This window comes from Curtobacterium sp. VKM Ac-2889 (assembly GCF_015350855.1).
GTDB classification, from domain to species: Bacteria; Actinomycetota; Actinomycetes; order Actinomycetales; family Microbacteriaceae; genus Curtobacterium; species Curtobacterium poinsettiae.
This window is the reverse complement of record NZ_JADKSC010000003.1, coordinates 508,715-527,591: the sequence shown is the minus strand read 5'-3', so window position 1 is coordinate 527,591 and position 18,877 is coordinate 508,715. Positions and strand designations below refer to the sequence as shown.

General features: G+C 70.9%; 16 protein-coding genes. All 16 read left to right on the top strand.

What is annotated here, in order from left to right:
• Nucleotides 1-39: 39 nt before the first annotated feature.
• The 16 genes from ITJ50_RS12640 (at nt 40) to ITJ50_RS12565 (ending at nt 18,254) form a co-directional block, all read left to right on the top strand.
• The gene (locus tag ITJ50_RS12640; protein WP_052481631.1) at nt 40-1,809 is read left to right on the top strand and encodes a peptidoglycan D,D-transpeptidase FtsI family protein; all 1,770 of its coding nucleotides are present in this window, start codon (nt 40-42) and stop codon (nt 1,807-1,809) included.
• 14 nt (nt 1,810-1,823) lie between these two features.
• A complete protein-coding gene (locus ITJ50_RS12635; protein WP_194590614.1) occupies nt 1,824-3,476 on the top strand; it encodes a Mur ligase family protein in 1,653 nt (550 codons plus the stop codon).
• Nucleotides 3,473-4,981, top strand: coding sequence for a UDP-N-acetylmuramoyl-tripeptide--D-alanyl-D-alanine ligase (locus tag ITJ50_RS12630; protein WP_194590613.1), 1,509 nt, complete (start codon nt 3,473-3,475; stop codon nt 4,979-4,981). Before ITJ50_RS12635 ends, ITJ50_RS12630 begins: the two co-directional genes overlap by 4 nt.
• Nucleotides 4,978-6,081, top strand: a complete 1,104-nt coding sequence (gene mraY, locus ITJ50_RS12625) for a phospho-N-acetylmuramoyl-pentapeptide-transferase (RefSeq protein WP_017886622.1) — start codon at nt 4,978-4,980, stop codon at nt 6,079-6,081. Before ITJ50_RS12630 ends, mraY begins: the two co-directional genes overlap by 4 nt.
• Nucleotides 6,074-7,621, top strand: a complete 1,548-nt coding sequence (murD, locus tag ITJ50_RS12620) for a UDP-N-acetylmuramoyl-L-alanine--D-glutamate ligase (RefSeq protein ID WP_228500354.1) — start codon at nt 6,074-6,076, stop codon at nt 7,619-7,621. Before mraY ends, murD begins: the two co-directional genes overlap by 8 nt.
• Nucleotides 7,584-8,849: a putative lipid II flippase FtsW gene (gene ftsW / locus ITJ50_RS12615; protein WP_017886624.1), complete on the top strand. Its 1,266-nt coding sequence runs from the start codon at nt 7,584-7,586 to the stop codon at nt 8,847-8,849. Before murD ends, ftsW begins: the two co-directional genes overlap by 38 nt.
• Entirely contained in the window at nt 8,846-9,943 is a 1,098-nt protein-coding gene (murG, locus tag ITJ50_RS12610) for an undecaprenyldiphospho-muramoylpentapeptide beta-N-acetylglucosaminyltransferase (protein WP_194590612.1), read from the top strand. The genes ftsW and murG overlap by 4 nt, the downstream gene beginning before the upstream one ends.
• Nucleotides 9,940-11,361 carry a UDP-N-acetylmuramate--L-alanine ligase gene (murC, locus tag ITJ50_RS12605; protein WP_017886626.1) on the top strand — a complete coding sequence of 474 codons (1,422 nt, stop codon included), beginning with the start codon at nt 9,940-9,942 and terminating at the stop codon, nt 11,359-11,361. The genes murG and murC overlap by 4 nt, the downstream gene beginning before the upstream one ends.
• Nucleotides 11,358-12,746 carry an FtsQ-type POTRA domain-containing protein gene (locus ITJ50_RS17945; protein WP_194590611.1) on the top strand — a complete coding sequence of 463 codons (1,389 nt, stop codon included), beginning with the start codon at nt 11,358-11,360 and terminating at the stop codon, nt 12,744-12,746. The genes murC and ITJ50_RS17945 overlap by 4 nt, the downstream gene beginning before the upstream one ends.
• A 145-nt stretch (nt 12,747-12,891) precedes the next feature.
• Nucleotides 12,892-14,052, top strand: a complete 1,161-nt coding sequence (ftsZ, locus tag ITJ50_RS12595; RefSeq protein WP_017886628.1) for a cell division protein FtsZ — start codon at nt 12,892-12,894, stop codon at nt 14,050-14,052.
• 7 nt (nt 14,053-14,059) lie between these two features.
• Entirely contained in the window at nt 14,060-14,782 is a 723-nt protein-coding gene (locus ITJ50_RS12590) for a YggS family pyridoxal phosphate-dependent enzyme (RefSeq protein WP_194590610.1), read from the top strand.
• Nucleotides 14,783-14,823: 41 nt separating this feature from the next.
• Complete coding sequence (locus ITJ50_RS12585) at nt 14,824-15,408, top strand: cell division protein SepF (protein ID WP_056068260.1); 585 nt, start codon at nt 14,824-14,826, stop codon at nt 15,406-15,408.
• Nucleotides 15,409-15,476: 68 nt separating this feature from the next.
• Nucleotides 15,477-15,773, top strand: a complete 297-nt coding sequence (locus tag ITJ50_RS12580; protein WP_017886631.1) for a YggT family protein — start codon at nt 15,477-15,479, stop codon at nt 15,771-15,773.
• 185 nt (nt 15,774-15,958) lie between these two features.
• On the top strand, nt 15,959-16,639 hold the full coding sequence (locus tag ITJ50_RS12575; protein ID WP_031259434.1) for a DivIVA domain-containing protein: 681 nt from the start codon (nt 15,959-15,961) through the stop codon (nt 16,637-16,639).
• Nucleotides 16,640-16,641: 2 nt separating this feature from the next.
• Entirely contained in the window at nt 16,642-17,328 is a 687-nt protein-coding gene (lspA, locus tag ITJ50_RS12570; protein ID WP_228500353.1) for a signal peptidase II, read from the top strand.
• A complete protein-coding gene (locus ITJ50_RS12565) occupies nt 17,325-18,254 on the top strand; it encodes an RluA family pseudouridine synthase (protein WP_031259437.1) in 930 nt (309 codons plus the stop codon). Before lspA ends, ITJ50_RS12565 begins: the two co-directional genes overlap by 4 nt.
• The last annotated feature ends 623 nt before the right edge of the window (nt 18,255-18,877 follow it).

Below are 18,877 nucleotides of genomic sequence, written 5' to 3'. Positions count from 1 at the left end.
CGCCGCACCCTCAGCACCGCCCGGGAAGGACCGCACCGCGTGACGAAGACGATCCGCAACCGACGCCTGCGCTACAGCATCGTGATGCTCGCCGTGATCGCCCTGGTCGGGGTGTTCGTGGTCCGGCTCGTCGACATCCAGGTCGTCCAGGCATCGGTGCTGAACGAGGCGTCGGCCCAGAAGCGCAGCATCCCCGTGACGATCTACGGCACCCGTGGCGCGATCGTGGACCGCAACGGCACCGAACTCGCCGACAGCGTGACCCGGTACAACATCACGACCTCGCCGCGCCTGGTCAAGCAGTTCAAGGGCAAGCTCGGCGGCACCCGCATCAAGGACGTCAGCGTCAGCACCGCACTCAACGCCCTGGCGAAGGCTTCCGGCGGCGACGTCGCGACCATGCGGAAGAACATCGCCGCGAACCCGAAGTCCGACTTCGCGTACCTGATCAAGGGCCTCGACGTCCGGCACTACGAGGCCGTGGTCGACCTCGGCATCCCGTGGATCTACAAGGAGCAGCAGGCGTCGCGGGTCTACCCGACGGCTGCGACGACGGGCAACCTGACCGGGTTCATGGGGACCGACGGCGCCCAGGCCGGCCTGGAGTACGCCTACGACCAGTGCCTGGCCGGCACCAACGGCTCGGAGACCTACGAGCGTGGCGAGGACGGCGTCCAGCTGCCCGGCAGCACCGTGACCACGAAGAAGGCCAAGGACGGCGGCACGCTCGAGACGACGATCGACAGCGACCTGCAGTACATGGCGCAGCAGACCATCGCGTCCGCCGCCAAGACCCTGCAGGCCGAGTCCGCGACGGCCACCGTCACGAGCGTCAAGACGGGCGAGCTGCTGGCGGTCGCCGACTACCCGACCGTGGACCCGAACGACGTCGACGCCACGACCGACAAGGGTGCCTTCGGCTCCCGGGCCCTGACGGCGTCGTACGAGCCGGGATCCACGATCAAGGCCGCGATCGCCGCCGCGCTGATCGACCAGGGCAAGTCGACTCCCACCGACCAGGCCGTCGTGCCGTACTCGCGCACGTTCCCCTGGGGCGGCACGATCCACGACTCGGAGTTCCACCCCACCGAGAACCTGACGCTGACCGGCATCCTGCAGAACTCGTCGAACGTCGGCATCACCGAGCTCGGGGCACGGCTGACGGCCCAGCAGCGCTTCGACTACATGAAGAAGTTCGGGCTGTTCGAGCCGGAGACGGCCATCGACTACCCGGGCCAGCCCTCGATGGACTACGGCACGAGCCCGAACTGGGACCAGCAGACGAACATCAACTCGATGTTCGGCCAGGGCATCTCGACGACGGCCGTGCAGGTCGCGAGCGTGTTCCAGACGATCGCGAACGACGGCGTCCGGATCCCGCTGCACTTCGTCAAGGGCTGCACCACGGCCGACGGCAAGACGATCGACGCGCCCGACGTGCAGAAGCAGCGCGTCGTGTCCGCAGCCGCCGCCACGCAGGTCACCGACATGCTGCAGAGCGTCGTCACGGGCGGCACGCTGGTGGGCATGAAGCCGATCTCGGGCTACAACATCGCCGCGAAGACCGGCACCGCCGAGGTGGCCGAGGGGTCGCAGGGCTACGGCGGTCAGCGCATCACGTCGGTGGCCGGAATGGCACCCGCCGAAGACCCCCAGTATGTTGTCACGGTGACGTTCACGAAGCCGCAGACCAACAAGTGGTCCAGCGGAGCGGCTCCGGCGTTCCGCACACTCATGTCCCAGGTGCTCGAGAAGTACCGAGTAGCCCCCTCCGCGTCCGAGGCGAAGCTCTACCCGTCCACGTGGTGAGGAAGAAGGAACACTTGTCCGCACGGATCCCCCCGGTCCTCCGACCCGAACACCCGACCCCGAGGGCCGTCGCCGAACTCGCGAACGCGTTCGGTCTGCGTGTCGTCGGCTCGGTCGACACCCTCGAGACCACCGGCATCACGCTGAGTGCCACCGAGGTGCAGCCGGGTGACCTGTTCGTCGGCGTGCACGGCGCGAACCGGCACGGCGCCCAGTTCGCGACCGAGGCCGCCGAGCGCGGCGCGGTCGCCGTCCTGACCGACCAGGACGGCGTCGCACTCGTCGAGCCGTCCGGCCTGCCGGTGCTCGTCGTCGACGATCCCCGCGCAGCCCTGAGCGACGTCGCCGCGTGGGTCTACCGCACCCACCCCGACGAGGCCACCGACCTGCCGCAGCTGTTCGCCGTCACCGGCACGAACGGCAAGACGAGCACGTCCTACATCCTCGAGGGCATCCTCAAGCAGCTCGGCCTGGTGACCGGCCTGAGCTCCACCGCCGAGCGCCACATCGGCTCGCTCAGCGTGACGAGCCGCCTGACCACGCCCGAGGCCAGCGAGATGCACGCGCTCCTCGCTCGCATGCGCGAGAGCGAGGTCCGCGCCGTCGCCGTCGAGGTCAGTGCCCAGGCCCTCAGCCGTCACCGCGTCGACGGCATCGTCTTCGACGTCGCGGCCTTCACGAACCTGTCGCACGACCACCTCGACGACTACGCCGACATGGAGGAGTACTACCAGGCGAAGCTCCCGCTGTTCCAGCCCGAGCACGCCCGCCGCGGCGTCGTCTCGCTGGACACCGACTGGGGCCACCGCGTGGTGCAGGACTCCCGCATCCCGGTCACCACCATCACGGTGCACCCCGACGTCGAGGCCGAGTGGCACGTCGACATCGTCGAGGCGCACGCCGCCTACACCGAGTTCCGCCTGACGGGTCCCGAGGGTCGCGAGCTCACGACCCGTGTGCCCCTGATCGGCTGGCACATGGCCGCGAACGCCGCACTGGCGATCGTCATGCTGGTCGAGGGCGGCTTCGAGCTCGGTGCCATCGCGCACGCGCTCGAGAGCAACCACCGCCGTTACCACGACGAGGACGGATCGGGCGACCGTGAGCGTGACGGTGCGTCCGAGCGCGTCTCCGCCATCGAGTGCTACCTGCCCGGTCGCACCGAGCGGGTCTCCGGCGAGCACGGGCCGAGCGTCTACGTCGACTTCGGCCACAGCGCCGACGCCTTCGAGAACACGCTCGCCGCGGTCCGGCAGTTCACCGCCGGCAAGGTGCTGATGCTGTTCGGCGCCGACGGTGACCGCGACACCACGAAGCGTGGCGACATGGCCCGCGTGGCCGCCGCCGGCAGCGACATCCTCGTCGTCACCGACCACCACCCCCGCTTCGAGGACGCCGCGTCGATCCGGAAGACCCTGGTCGACGCCGCACGCGCCGCCTACCCGGACCACGAGATCCACGAGGTCAGCCCGCCCGAGGCCGCGATCCGCACCGCGGTGGGCCTGCTCGGTGAAGGGGACTCGATCCTCTGGGCCGGCCCGGGTCACCAGGACTACCGCGACATCCAGGGTGTCCGCACGCCGTACTCCGCCCGCGACGAGGCCCGTGCGGCCCTCCGCGAGGCCGGCTGGGAGCCGAACTCCGGTCCGGCGGAGGACGTCCGATGATCGCCATGACCCTCGCCGAGATCGCCACCGCGGTCAGCGGCGAGCTGATCGGCGGCGCCCAGGCGACCGACGTCGCCGAGCCCGGCGACCTGGTCGTCGAGGGCTCGGTCGAGACCGACTCCCGCATGGTCCGTCCCGGCAGCGTCTTCTTCGCCCTGCCCGGCGAGGTCACCGACGGCCGGCGCTTCGTGCCCGCCGCGGTCGACGCCGGTGCCGCCCTGGTGATCACGCCGGAGCGTGTCGACACCACCGCGCCGCAGATCGTCGTCACGGACGGCTACGAGGCCCTCGCTGCGCTCGCGCACGAGGTCGTCACCCGTGTCCGCATGAGCACCGCGGACCGCGTCGACGCCGACGGTCGCCCGGCACCCCTGCGGGTCGTCGGCATCACCGGCTCGAACGGCAAGACGAGCACGAAGAACATGCTCCGCACGATCCTCGAGCAGCACGGCGCGACGATCGCACCCGAGGGCTCGTTCAACAACCACGTCGGCGCACCGATCTCGATGCTCCGCGTCACGTACGGCACCCGGTACCTGGTGGTCGAGATGGGCGCGAGCGGCGTCGGCCACATCGCCAAGCTCGTGTCGATCGCCGAGCCCGACCTCGGCGTCGTCCTCAAGGTGGGCCTCGCGCACGCCGGCGAGTTCGGCGGCATCGAGGCGACGCAGCGCGCGAAGTCCGAGATGGTCACCGACCTGCCCGAGACCGCCACGGCCCTGCTCAACGTCGACGACGACCGCGTCGCGTCGATGCGCGACCTGACGGCCGCGCGCGTGGTGGGCTTCGGCACGTCGGCCGAGGCCGACTACCGCATCACCGGCATCGAGACGGACCGCAGCGGCACCCGCTTCACCCTCACCGTTCCTCCCGTCCGCCCCGAAGGCGACCGTCCGACGGACGCAACCCTGTCTGGAGGCCCGGATCACGTCGACGTGCGCCTCGCGATCCTGGGTGAGCACCACGCGATGAACGCGTCCGCCGCGCTCACCGTCGCCCACCTGTGGGGCGTGCCGCTCGCCGACGGCGCCGCGGCGCTCGCGTCGATGACGCGCGCCGAGCGCTGGCGCATGGAGCTGCTCCAGGGCGGCCCCGAGGGCGTCACCGTGATCAACGACGCGTACAACGCGTCGCCCGACTCCACCGCGGCGGCGCTGCGGACCCTGGCGCAGATCGTGCGCCCGGGCGAGCGGACCGTCGCCGTGCTCGGTGAGATGGCCGAGCTCGGTGAGTTCTCCGTCGAGGAGCACGACCGCATCGGTCGGCTCGTCGTCCGCCTCGGCATCGGACAGCTCGTGGTCGTCGGCCGCGGCGCGATGCCCATCCACCAGGCCGCCACCCTCGAGGGATCGTGGGACGGCGAGTCCGTGTACATCGAGGACGTCGACGACGCCGTCCGTGCCATGCAGGAGATGCTCCGCCCCGGCGACGTCGTCCTCGTCAAGTCCTCGAAGTCTGCCGAACTGCGATTCCTCGGCGACCGCCTCGGAGGTGTCACCGAATGATCGCGCTCCTCATCGCCGGCGCCACGTCGCTGGTGTTCACGTTGCTGCTCACCCCGTTCTTCATCAAGCTCTTCCACCGTCTCGGGTGGGGGCAGTTCATCCGTGACGACGGCCCACAGTCCCACCACACCAAGCGCGGCACCGCCACGATGGGTGGCATCGTCCTCATCATCGGTGCGGTGATCGGGTACTTCGTGGGCCACCTGATCGGAGGCGACTCGATCACGCTGTCCGGCCTGCTCGTGCTGTTCCTGATGGTCGGGCTCGGGTTCGTCGGCTTCATCGACGACTTCCTCAAGGTCCGGCGTCAGCGGAGCCTCGGGCTCGGTGGCTGGGCGAAGATCCTCGGCCAGGTCATCGTCGGCGTCATCTTCGCCACGATCGCACTGGTCGTACCCACGTCGAACGGCAAGCCCCCGGCATCCACGATGATCTCGGCCGTCCGCGACGTGCCGTGGCTCGACTTCATGGCGCTCGGCACCGTCATCGGCACGGTGCTGTTCCTCGGCTGGATCGTCCTGCTGACGGTGTCCACGTCGAACGGCGTGAACGTGGCCGACGGGCTCGACGGCCTGGCGACGGGATCGAGCATCCTGGCGATCGGCTCGTACGTGATCATCGGTTTCTGGCAGTCGAACCAGATCTGCGGCGGGACCCGGCTCGACTCGGACACCGCACACGCCTGCTACACCGTCGCGAACCCGCTCGACCTCGCCGTGGTCGCGGCCGCTGTCTGCGGTGGGCTCATCGGGTTCCTCTGGTACAACACCTCGCCGGCACAGATCTTCCTCGGCGACACCGGTTCGCTCGGCCTCGGCGGTGCCCTGGCCGGCCTCGCGATCCTCAGCCGCACCGAGCTGCTGCTGGTCCTCATCGGTGGCCTGTTCTTCATCGTCACCGGTTCGGTCATCCTGCAGCGTGCGTACTTCAAGATCACCCACGGCAAGCGCATCTTCCTGATGAGTCCGCTGCACCACCACTTCGAACTGAAGGGGTGGGCCGAGGTGACGGTCGTCGTCCGCTTCTGGATCATCGCCGGACTCTTCGTCGCGGCGGGGGTCGGGCTCTTCTACCTCGAATGGATCGCAAGCGTTGGTTGACTCGGTGTCCTCGTCGTCCCGTCTCGAGTCCCTCGACAGCTGGCACGCCGAAGGGTGGAAGGGGCTGAACGTCGCCGTCCTCGGCCTGGGTGCCACCGGGTTCTCGGTCGCCGACACCCTCGTCGAGCTCGGCAGCGAGGTGACGGTCTACTCGTCCGACGCCCCGGCCGACAGCGTCGAGCTGCTCGACGTCATCGGTGCCCGGTTCTTGCAGACGCCGCTCGACACCGTGCCGGACGCGCTCGTCGCGCAGGCGCCCGACGTCGTGGTCGTGTCGCCGGGGCTGCCCCCGCACAACGCCACCGTGCAGTGGTCGGTGGTGAACAGCACCGTCTGGGGTGACATCGAGCTCGCCTGGCGTGTCCGCGACAAGGTCGTCCGCGGCCCGGTCGCGGCCCCGTGGATCACGATCACCGGCACGAACGGCAAGACCACGACGACGCAGCTGACGACCGCGATGTACGAGGCCGGCGGCCTGCGTGCCGTGGCGTGCGGGAACATCGGCGTGCCGGTGCTCGACGTCGTCCGCGACCCGGTCGGGTACGACGTGCTCGTCGTCGAGCTGTCGAGTCACCAGCTGCACTACATGGCGACCTCCGGCGACGGTGCCGTGGTGCCCCTCGCGAGTGCCTGCCTGAACATCGCCGACGACCACCTGGAGTGGCACGGTTCCGCCGAGGCGTACCGCGCGGCGAAGGCCAAGGTCTACGAGCGCACCGTGATGGCGTGCGTCTACAACACCTCGGACGAGGTCACCCGGCAGATGGTGCAGGAGGCCGACGTGGTGGAGGGCTGCCGAGCGGTCGGCTTCACCCCCGGTGTCCCCGCCCCCGGTGACGTCGGCATCGTCGAGGACGTCCTGTGCGACCGGGCCTTCAACGAGGACCGCCGCAACAGCGCACTCGAGCTCTCGACGGTCGCCGACCTCGAGGCCGCCGGGCTCGCCAGCCCGCACATGACCATGAACGTCCTGGCCGCCGCTGCGCTGGCGCGTGCCGGCACCGTCCAGCCGAGCGCCATCCAGACGGCCGTCCGGGCCTTCCGTGCCGACCACCACCGCACCGAGCTCGTCGCAGAGTCCGAGGGCATCGCCTGGGTCGACGACTCCAAGGCCACGAACCCGCACGCCGCCACCGCGTCCCTGGCGTCCTTCGACACCGTCGTGTGGATCGTCGGGGGCCTGTTCAAGGGCGTCGACATCGACGGCCTGGTCGAGCGCTTCGGTCCGGACGTCCGCGCCGTCGTCGTCATCGGGACCGACCGGGCCCCGGTGCTCGAGGCATTCGCGCGACACGCGTCCGCGGTCCCCGTGCTCCAGGTCGAGACGACGGACACTGATCAGGTCATGCGCGAGGCGGTCCGGCATGCCGCATCGGTCGCGAGGCCGGGCGACACGGTCCTCCTCGCCCCGGCGGCGGCGTCGTTCGACCAGTTCGGCTCCTACGCCGACCGGGGGCAGCGTTTCGCGGCCGCGGTCAACGAACACCTGGGAGGAGAAGTCGATGGCGACGACACCGACGGATCTTCCGAACAGCCGTAACGGCCGGACCGCGTCGACCCCACGACGGACGAACGGCGCGATCGTCGCCGTCAAGAACGTCTTCGTCGCGGAGTCCAGCACCTTCTACACGATCCTCGGCGTCACGCTGTTCCTCGTCGTCTTCGGCGTCGTCATGGTGCTGTCCTCGTCGAGCGTCGAGGAGTACGCGGCGACCCACGACTTCTTCGGGGCGGCCTCCCGCCAGGGCCTGTACGCCGTGCTCGGCGTGCCGCTCATGCTCATCGCGAGCCGGGTCCCGACCCGGATCTGGCGGAAGTGGGCGATGCGGCTGCTCGGCGCGGCGCTCGTGCTGCAGCTGCTCGTGTTCACCCCGCTCGGTCTCGACATCCAGGGCAACCGGAACTGGATCAAGCTCGGGTCGTTCACCGCGCAGCCGTCCGAGGTCGTCAAGCTCGGCCTGGTGCTCGGCATCGGCGCGATCCTCTACGTCAAGCGGGAGAAGCTCGACGACTGGAAAGAGGTCTTCATCCCGATCGGGATCGCCTCGATGCTGTCGCTCGGGCTCGTGGTCCTGGGTGGCGACCAGGGCACGGCGATGGTCATGCTCATCCTGGTCTTCGGCGCCCTGTACATCGGCGGCGTCCGCGCCCGGCACCTGCTCGTCGGCCTGGCCGCGTTCGCCGTGATGCTGCCCTTCGTCACGATGGCGTCGGCCTCGCGGTCGACGCGCATCAGCGCATGGCTCTCCGGGTGCACCGACTCCAGCCAGTACCAGGACATCTGCTGGCAGCCCGTGCACGGCATGTGGGCGCTCGCGTCCGGCGGGGTGTTCGGCGTGGGCCTCGGCAACTCGAAGGCCAAGTGGTCGTGGCTGCCCGAGGCGGACAACGACTACATCTTCGCGATCATCGGCGAGGAGCTCGGCCTGATCGGTGCCGTCGTGGTGCTGAGCCTGTTCGTCGTGCTCGCCGTCGGCATGATCAAGATCATCCGGCAGTCCCGCGACCCCTTCGTCAAGACGGTCACCGGCGGCATCCTCGCGTGGATCATCGGCCAGGCACTCATCAACATCGCGGTCGTGCTCGGCCTGCTGCCGGTGCTCGGTGTGCCCCTGCCACTCATCTCGGCCGGTGGTTCGGCCCTCATCATGACCCTGGTGGCGATCGGCGTCGTGCTCTCCTTCGCCCGCGACCTGCCCGGCAAGAACGACCCCGGCCTGACGAACGCCCCACTCGGCCGGACCTCCACGAACGGATCACTGCGGTGAGCAAGTACCTCTTCGCCGGCGGCGGCACCGCCGGCCACGTCAACCCCCTGCTCGCGGTCGCTGACCGGCTGACCGAGCGGGAGCCCGGCGCCGAGGTCCTCGTGCTGGGCACCGCCGAGGGCCTGGAGTCCCGCCTCGTCCCGATGCGCGGCTACGAGCTGCTGACGATCCCGCGCCTGCCGTTCCCGCGGAAGCTGAACAGTGCGGCCCTGCGCTTCCCGCAGCGCTTCGCGGCGGCGGTCAAGCGGACCGAGCAGATCATCCGCGACCACGAGATCGAGGTGGTGCTCGGTGTGGGTGGCTACGCGGCCGCTCCGGCGTACATCGCCGCCCGCCGCACCGGCACCCCGATCGTCGTGCACGAGCAGAACGCGAAGCCCGGGCTGGCGAACCGCCTCGCCGCGTTCCTCACCGAGCACGTCGGCCTGACCTTCTCGAACACGCGCCTGCGCCACGGCCGCGTCGTGGGCATGCCGCTCCGTCGCGAGATCGAGTCACTCGACCGCCGTGCCTCCCGTGCCGAGGGGCTCGCCGAGTTCGGGCTGGACCCGGACCGGCCGGTCCTGCTCGTCACCGGTGGATCCTCGGGCGCCCGGAGCATCAACCGGACGATCAACCAGTCGGCCGCCGCGATCGTCGGTGCCGGCTGGCAGGTCCTGCACGTCGTGGGTGCCGCGTCGGACATCGGCCCGAGCGACCTCGACGGCTACCACGTGCTGCCGTACTGCGACCGGATGGACCTGGCCTACGCGGCGAGCGACTTCGTCGTGTCGCGCGCCGGCGCCGGCATGGTCTGCGAGCTCACGGCCGTCGGACTGCCGAGCGTGCTCGTGCCGTACCCGGTGGGCAACGGCGAGCAGCGTCACAACGCGAAGGACGTCGTCGACGCCGGGGGAGCCGTCCTGGTGGCCGACGGGGAATTCGACCGCGACTGGGTGACGTTCCAGTTGCTGAGCATCCTGCAGGACCGCTCCCGCATCGCGGACATGACCGTGCGGGCGGGCAGCGTGGGCCACCGCGACGGCGCCGACCGGATGACGGACCTGGTCCTCGACGCCGCGAAGGCGGCCCCCAGCACCACGGAGGAACGATGACCATCAAGCCGGACCTGACCCAGCCGATCCCGGACGACCTCGGCACGGTGCACTTCGTCGGCATCGGCGGCTCGGGCATGAGCGGGATCGCCCGGATGTTCCTCGCGGCCGGCCACCGCGTGACCGGCAGTGACTCCCGCGAGACGGAGACCACCGGCACGATGCGCGACCTCGGCGCGACGGTGCACATCGGGCACGACGCCGCGAACGTCGGCGAGGCGGACAGCATCGTCGTCACGAGCGCACTGTGGCCGGACAACCCCGAGCTCCTCGAGGCCCAGCGCCGCGGCCTGCCGGTCCTGCACCGGTCGCAGGCCCTCGCCGCCCTGATCGCCGAGCACCGCCTGGTCGCGGTCGCCGGTGCGCACGGCAAGACCACCTCGACCGGCATGATCGTCACCGCCATGGTCGAGCTCGGTCTCGACCCGAGCTTCGTCAACGGCGGCGTCATCCAGTCCCTCGGCACCAGCTCGGCCCCGGGGTCCAGCGACCTGTTCGTCGTCGAGGCCGACGAGTCCGACGGCTCGTTCCTGCTCTACGACGTCGCGGTGGCCCTCGTCACGAACGTCGACGCCGACCACCTGGACCACTACGGCAGCGAAGAGGCCTTCACCGAGGCCTTCGTCGAGTTCGCCGCGAAGGCGAGCCAGCGCGTCGTCATCTCGAGCGACGACGCCGGTGCGAAGACGGTCACGGCCGGCATCCGCCAGCGCCCGGACGCCCCCGAGATCGTCACCTTCGGCGAGGCCGCCGACGCGGACGTCCGCATCGAGGGCATCACCGAGTCCGCCGGCGTCGAGGTCGACTTCCGCGCCGGTGGTCAGGCGTACCACCTGACCCTCCGCGTGCCCGGCCGGCACAACGCGATCAACGCCGTCGGTGCCTTCGCGGTGCTGACCGGTCTCGGCGTCGCCCCGGTCGACGCGATCCGCGGGCTCGAGGCGTTCGGCGGCACCCAGCGCCGCTTCGAGCTGCACGGGGTCGAGCGCGGGGTCTCGGTCTACGACGACTACGCGCACCACCCGACCGAGGTGGCCGCCGCGCTCAAGGCCGCCCGCAACGTGGTCGGGGACGGCCGCATCATCGCGATCCACCAGCCGCACCTGTACTCCCGCACCCGTCTGATGGCCGGCGACTTCGCCAAGGTGTACGAGGAACTCGCCGACCACACGGTCGTGCTCGACGTCTACGGCGCCCGCGAGGACCCGGAGCCCGGCGTGACCGGTGCCCTGGTGCAGGAGCGCTTCGCCGACCAGTCGCGCGTCGAGTTCCTGCCCGACTGGGACGACGCTGCGGCCCGTGCGGCCGCGGTCGCCCGGGACGGCGACATCATCATGACCCTCAGCTGCGGCGACGTGTACCGGATCATCCCGCAGGTGCTCGACGCCCTGGGCACCGACGGAGCGTCGTCCCGGTGAAGCGCCCCGAGGGGTTCGACGAGGGGGACGCCCGCCAGGACGCCCCGGCCGAGGCTGCGGAAGCGCCCCGGCAGCGTCGTGGTCCCTCGAAGCCGCGGCTGCCGTTCCGCGGCCGCGTCGCCGACGCCCGGGAGGCCCGTCCCGCGTCCGACGAGTCGGCTGCGGCCGTCGAGACCCCCGCCGCCACCACCCCGGGCAGCACTCCGGCACCCGGTGCCTTGGGCACGCGCCCCCCAGCGGTCGGTGCGCCCCCGAGTGTCGGGGCGCGACGGCCGTCCGCGGGCGCAGATCCGACCACCGATGCCGCCGACTCGACGCGCGACCGCGTCGGCGCCCTCGCGGGCGCGGCCGGCCGCCGCGTCGGCGCCGGCTTCGGGGCGGTCGCCGACCGCCTGCGCGAGTACACACCGGACGAGGACCACCGCGACCCGCGCCCCGACGCGGGCAACGCGCCCCGAGGAGACGGGGCGCGACGACCGTCCGGGGGCGCGGCGGGCAGTGGACGCGACCACGACTCGACCGTGACCGACGTCCTCGACGCGACCGGTGCCTCCCGGACGGAGCAGCACGCCGAGGCGCCCATCGGGGCGCGGGTGCGCGCCGCGGAGACCGCCCGCGAGGCGCGCATCGCGAAGCGTCGCCGTCGCCTGCTCGAGCGTGCCGAGGTCCGCCGGTTCACCCGGCGCAGCCGGCACCGTCGCGCCGCCTGGATCACGGCGGCGAGCGTCGTCCTGGTGCTCGGGGTCTCGATCCTGGTCGCGGTGTTCTCGCCGCTGATGGCGCTCCGCACGATCGAGGTCAAGGGGACCAACCGCGTCGACGAGACGGCCCTGCGCCAGGCGCTGTCCGACCAGATCGGCACACCCCTGGCCCGGCTCGACTTCGCCGCGATCAAGCGCGACGTCGCCGGGTTCCCGCTGATCGAGAGCTACGTGACCGAAGAGGCGCCGCCGCACACGCTCGTCGTCACGGTCACCGAGCGCACGCCGGTGGTCGCCGTGCGGTCCGGCAGCACGTTCGACCTCGTCGACCCCGCCGGCATCGTCGTGCAGTCGTCGCCGAAGCGTCCGGCCACGATGCCGCTCGCCGACATCGCCCGTGCACGCCTGGGCTCCTCGAGCTTCCGCACGATGACCGAGGTCGTGCTGGCGTTGCCGTCGACGGTCCGGTCCCAGGTCACCCGCGTCGCCGGGTCCACCGCCGACGACGTCACCCTGACCCTCAAGGACGGCTCGACCGTCGTGTGGGGGAGCCCGGACGACTCGGACGCGAAGGCCGCGCTGCTCGCCGCGTTGGTCAAGGACCACGAGGCGCGGAACCCGGGCGTCGTCGTCGAGTACGACGTGTCGGCACCGGACAACGGCGTGATCCGCGCGAAGGACTGAATTGCCGACCTGATCGGCGACACGCGGCGTGGCGGGGCGACAGTGCGCCGAACGCACCCGTAGCGTCGAAGCCAGCACCACATCTACCAGCATTGCCCCTGAACTTCAAGTAGAGGTTGAGGGTTCTACCGGAGGCCTGACTGACGTGACCACGAACCACAACTACCTCGCCGTCATCAAGGTCGTCGGTGTCGGCGGCGGCGGCGTCAACGCCGTCAACCGCATGATCGAGCTCGGTCTCCGTGGGGTCGAGTTCATCGCGATCAACACCGACGCCCAGGCACTGCTGCTCAGCGACGCCGACGTCAAGCTCGACGTCGGCCGCGAGATCACCCGCGGGCTCGGCGCCGGCGCGGACCCCGAGGTCGGCCGTCGTGCCGCCGAGGACCACGCCGAGGAGATCGAAGAGGCCCTGGCCGGCGCCGACATGGTGTTCGTCACCGCGGGCGAGGGCGGCGGCACCGGCACCGGTGGTGCTCCGGTCGTCGCGCGCATCGCGAAGTCCATCGGCGCACTGACCATCGGTGTCGTCACGAAGCCGTTCAGCTTCGAGGGCAAGCGCCGGCAGTCCCAGGCCGAGAACGGCGTCGCTGGCCTCAAGGACGAGGTCGACACGCTCATCGTCGTGCCGAACGACCGCCTGCTCGAGATCAGCGACCGCGGCATCTCCATGGTCGAGGCGTTCGCCACGGCCGACCAGGTGCTCCTGGCCGGCGTGCAGGGCATCACCGACCTCATCACCACCCCCGGCCTGATCAACCTCGACTTCGCCGACGTGAAGAGCGTCATGCAGGGTGCGGGTTCCGCGCTCATGGGCATCGGTTCGTCGCGCGGTGCCGACCGTGCGATCAAGGCGGCCGAGCTCGCCGTCGCGTCGCCGCTGCTCGAGGCCTCGATCGACGGTGCGCACGGCGTGCTGCTCTCGATCCAGGGCGGCTCGAACCTCGGCATCTTCGAGATCAACGACGCCGCTCGTCTGGTCCAGGAAGCCGTGCACCCCGAGGCGAACATCATCTTCGGTGCGGTCATCGACGACACTCTGGGCGACGAGGTCCGCGTCACCGTCATCGCCGCGGGCTTCGACGGTGGCGAGCCGGCGCAGCAGCAGAAGGAGCGTCGCTCCAGCTACGTCGACCCGGAGTCGAGTGTCTCGGCACCCGTCGCCGCTTCGACCGGCGCGATCGAGGACTCCACCACGTCGAGCCCGTCCTGGGCCTCGCAGGAACACCAGCCGCCGGTGCAGCGCGCCGCCGACCCGGCGTTCGACGACGACGACGAGCTCGACGTCCCCGACTTCCTGAAGTAACCCACCCGTGGTAGCCGACACGCGCCTCCAGGCCTCGTCTCACGACGACGGACTGGAGGCGCGCGTTGCGTCCGTCCGGAGGGGCATCGCCGACGCGGCGCGAGCCGCAGGGCGCTCGCCCGACGAACTCACGCTCGTCGTCGTCACGAAGTACCACCCGGCGTCCCTCGTGCGCGAGCTGGCCGCACTCGGCGTGACGGACGTGGGGGAGAACCGCCACCAGGAGGCACAGGCCAAGGCTGCGGAACTCGCCGACCTCGACCTGACCTGGCACTTCGTCGGGCAGCTGCAGTCGAAGAAGGCCCGGCAGGCCCGTCGGTACGCCCACGTCGTGCAGTCGCTCGACCGTGGCTCCGTCGTCGACGCGTTCGCCCCGACCGAGGCCGAGCCGGAACCGCCGGTCATCGACGGGTTCGTGCAGGTGAACCTGACCGACGACCCCGGCCGTGGTGGGGTGCAGCCGGACGACGTCGAGGCGATGGTGGAGCGCGTGCTGGCCACCGGGACGATCCGGTTGCGGGGTGTGATGGCCGTCGCACCCCTCGACGAGGAACCCCGTGCAGCCTTCGCCCGGCTCCGTTCGATCTCCGAGCGGGTCGTGGCGCTCGAGCCCGGTGCCACCGACATCTCGGCCGGCATGAGCGGGGACTACGCCGAGGCGATCCTCGAGGGCGCGACACACCTGCGGATCGGCACCGCAATCACGGGAAACCGGCCGCTCGCACCCTAGCCTCGTTGCAGGGCACCACGAGCACGAACCCCGGAGGAACCATGGCCAACCCGCTGAAGAAGACGATGGTCTACCTCGGCCTCGCCGACGAGGAACTCGACTACGAGGACGAGCAGCAGGCCGAGCCCGCGCGCCAGCAGGCAGCCCCTGCTCGCCAGGCCGCAGCGGCTGCTCCGGCGGCCGCCGAACCGCAGGAGACCCCCGCCGCGGCAGCAGCCCCGGTGGCCGTTCCCGCAGCGGCGCCGGCTCCCACCAAGACGCACACCCACCAGCGCGGCGCCCAGGTCACTCCGCTCCGCCGCTCGCACACGACCGCACAGAAGGCGACCCCGGTCCAGGAAATGAACGAGATCCTCACCGTCCACCCGCGCGAGTACAAGGACGCCCAGTCCATCGCCGAGAGCTTCCGCGACGGCATCCCCGTCATCATCAACCTCTCGCAGATGACCGAGGGTGACGCTCGACGCATGATCGACTTCGCCTCCGGTCTGTCGCTCGGGCTGTTCGGCAAGATCGAGCGCGTCACCAACAAGGTCTTCCTCCTGTCGCCGGCGCACGTCGCAGTGAGCGGTGAGCCTGCTGAGGTAGAGTCCGACATCGAGGCGAACTTCTTCGCCCAGTCCTGAGCCGTACCCGGCACACCCGCCCCTGAGCGTCGTCTGACGACGCTCGCCCGAGACGAGCGAGCCCCATCGTGTCCGTGATCCTAGGGATCATCTCCCTCGCGTTGCTCCTGTACTTCTTCGTGATGTGGGGGCGCTTCGCGCTCGACCTCGTGCAGAGCTTCAACCGCTCCTGGCGTCCGCGCGGGGGCATGCTCGTGGTGTCCGAGTTCGTCTACACGATCACGGATCCGCCCATCCGAGCGGTGCGACGGGTCCTCCCGCCGCTCCGCCTGGGGCCGGTCGCGCTCGACTTCGGCTGGACGATCGTGATGCTCGTCGTCATCATCGCCCGGTTCGTGGTCGCCGCTCTGGCACGCGGTATCTGAGCGGAATCCCGTCCGCGACACGCGCCACGCCAGGCGCGCGGCACGGATCCGCCCCATCGTCGGTGTACGGTGGTCGGGATCGATGCCCGCTCCGGTGGCGCATCCGCACCGCACGGTACGACTGGTAAGTTCGGTCGCACCGCATGCGGTTCCACACGTTCAGCAGTTCTATTGAGGTGACGGCAATGGCTTTGACGCCGGAAGACGTAGTCAACAAGCGGTTCCAGCCGACGAAGTTCCGCGAGGGCTACGACCAGGACGAGGTCGATGACTTCCTCGACGAGGTCGTGGTCGAGCTCCGTCGCCTGACCGCGGAGAACGACGAGCTCCGCCAGCGCCTGCAGGCGGCCGAGTCGGCCCCGCAGTCGGCGCAGGCCGAGCAGCCCGCTCCCGCAGCGGAACCGGAGCCCACGCCGGCACCGGTCGAGGCAGCACCGGAGCCCGCTCCGGTCGCCGCGGCCGCTCCGGTCACGACGGTCCCCGCCGACGAGGACACCGAGGGCACCACGAACCTCCTGACCCTGGCGCGTCGCCTCCACGAGGAGCACGTGCGCGAGGGCATCGAGAAGCGCGACGCGCTCATCGCCGAGGGCACCGCCCAGGCGGCTCGCCTGGTCTCCGAGGCCGAGGCGAAGCAGCGCCAGATCATCGCCGACACCGAGAACACGAACCGTCAGCGTGTCGCGGTGCTCGAGCAGGAGCAGCGCCAGCTCGAGGGCAAGATCGACGAGCTCCGGACGTTCGAGCGCGACTACCGTGCGCAGCTCAAGAGCTACATCCAGGGGCAGCTCTCCGAGCTCGACTCCTCGGGCGAGCAGTCCGGTCTCACCCCGGCGCCGGCTTCGGCGCAGGGCTTCGGCAACTGACGTTGTCGCGACCAGCATCACGAGCGAAGGTCAGTGTCCGCGCTATCGCGGCACTGGCCTTCGCCGCTGTCGTGGTGGTGGCGTTCGACCAGGTCGCCAAGACGCTGGTCGTCGCGAACCTGCCGTACGGCACCCCCGTGCCGGTCCTGGGCGGGGCGTTGCAGTTCCTGTACGTCCGGAACCCGGGGGCCGCGTTCTCGTTCGCGGTGAACATGACCTGGGTGTTCTCGGTCATCTCGGCCGCGGTCGTCGTCGCGATCATCGTGTACTCGCGTCGCATCCGGTCGATGTGGTGGGCGATCGTGCTCGGCATGCTGCTCGGCGGCGCGCTGGGCAACCTGCTCGACCGGCTCTTCCGTGAACCCGGCTTCGGTCGGGGGCACGTGGTCGACTTCATCTCGACCCCCTGGATGATGCCCGCGATCTACAACGTCGCCGACTCCTTCATCTGCATCAGCATGGTGGTCTTCGTGCTGCTGGTGATCCTCGGGGTGAACCTCGACGGCACCCGCACGCTCTCGGCCAAGCGCCAGGCGCAGCTCGACGCGGCGGAGCCGGCCGACCCGGCGCAGCCGCTCGACGGTGGGGCCGCGTTCTCGTCGACCGACGCTGCTCTCGACGAGCCGACCCGCGCCTCCAGGCCGAACGACGGCGACCGTCGCGACACGCTGGGCCACGACGCCACGTGACCGAATCGCGTTCTCTTCCCGTGCCCGACGGGCTCGCCGGTGAGCGCGTCGACGCAGCCATCGCGAAGCTCCTCGGCTTCAGCCGTTCGTTCGCGGCCGACGTCGTCGCCGCGGGCGGCGTCCGCGTCGACGGCGTCCCCGTCGACAAGTCGGACCGCCTGCACGCCGACTCCTGGCTCGAGGTCGAGTGGACCCCGAAGGAGCCGCCGCGCATCGTGCCGGCAGCCGTGCCTGGCATGACGATCGTGCACGACGACGAGGACATCGTCGTCGTGGACAAGCCCGTCGGGGTCGCCGCGCACCCCTCGCCGGGGTGGGACGGGCCGACCGTGCCCGGGGGCCTCGCCGCCGCCGGGTTCACCATCGCGACCTCCGGGGCCGCCGAACGCGCCGGGATCGTGCACCGGCTGGACGTCGGGACCTCGGGCCTGATGGTCGTCGCGAAGACCGAGCTGGCGTACACACACCTCAAGCGGGCGTTCAAGGAGCGCACGGTCGAGAAGGTCTACCACGCGCTCGCGCAGGGCCACCCCGACCCGACCTCCGGCACGATCGACGCCCCCATCGGTCGGCACCCGTCGAGCGACTGGAAGTTCGCGGTCACGTCGGAGGGCAAGCCGAGCGTTACCCACTACGAGACGCTCGAGGCGTTCCGCTCCGCGACCTTGCTCGAGGTGCACCTGGAGACCGGGCGCACGCACCAGATCCGGGTGCACATGGCCGCGACCCGCCACCCGCTCGTCGGCGACACGATGTACGGTGCCGACCCGGTGCTGGCGGCCGAGCTCGGGCTGACCCGCCAGTGGCTCGACGCCGTCCGGTTGGGCTTCGACCACCCCCGCACGGGCGAGTGGGTGTCGTTCGAGGCGCAGTACCCGGACGATCTGCAGGCAGCGCTGGAGCAGATCCGGAGCGCGTCGCTCTGACACACCCGGCCGCTCGTGCCGAGGGGTCACGACGTGTCGGCTGCGGAGTCGCCAGGCGACGCCTGCTGCACCCGTGGCGGGCTGCCTGCGGCGTGTCCTGCCCGCTCGGCGGCGCGCGCCGCGCGTGTCGCGACCCGATGCCGGTCTGGAGGCGCGGTGCGGGGCCGCCCCGAGCCTCCCGTCCGCCCCGCCCGGCCGCTTTCGCCGCGGGGTCACGAAGTGTGGGCTGCGGAGTCGCCAGGCGACGCCTGCTGCACCCGCGGCGGCTCGCGTGCGGCGTGTCTTGCGCCTGCGGCGGCGCGCGCCGTGCGTGTCGCGACCCGATGCCGGTCTGGAGGCGCGGTGCGGGCCCGCCCCGAGCCTCCCGTACGCCCCGCCCGGTCTCTTTCGCCGAGGGGTCGCGAACTGTCGGCTGCGGCGCCGCCAGGCGACGCGTTCTGCACCCGCGGCGGCGCGCGTGCGGCGTGTCCTGCGCCCTCGGCGGCCCCCGCCGTGCGTGTCGCGACCGGATGCCGGTCTGGAGGCGCGGTGCGGCCCCGCCCCGAGCCTCCCGTCCGCCACGACGCGCGCGGGAATGTGGGCGGCCGCAGTTAGGCTGTTCCCACCCCGCAGCACACCGTACG

What these genes read in the sequence shown, in the direction of transcription:
- ITJ50_RS12630 (WP_194590613.1), top strand. Translation starts at nt 3,473, where the DNA reads ATGATCGCCATGACCCTCGCCGAGATCGCCACCGCGGTCAGCGGCGAG.
- mraY (WP_017886622.1), top strand. Translation starts at nt 4,978, where the DNA reads ATGATCGCGCTCCTCATCGCCGGCGCCACGTCGCTGGTGTTCACGTTG.
- ftsW (WP_017886624.1), top strand. Translation starts at nt 7,584, where the DNA reads ATGGCGACGACACCGACGGATCTTCCGAACAGCCGTAACGGCCGGACC.
- murC (WP_017886626.1), top strand. Translation starts at nt 9,940, where the DNA reads ATGACCATCAAGCCGGACCTGACCCAGCCGATCCCGGACGACCTCGGC.
- ITJ50_RS12585 (WP_056068260.1), top strand. Translation starts at nt 14,824, where the DNA reads ATGGCCAACCCGCTGAAGAAGACGATGGTCTACCTCGGCCTCGCCGAC.
- ITJ50_RS12575 (WP_031259434.1), top strand. Translation starts at nt 15,959, where the DNA reads ATGGCTTTGACGCCGGAAGACGTAGTCAACAAGCGGTTCCAGCCGACG.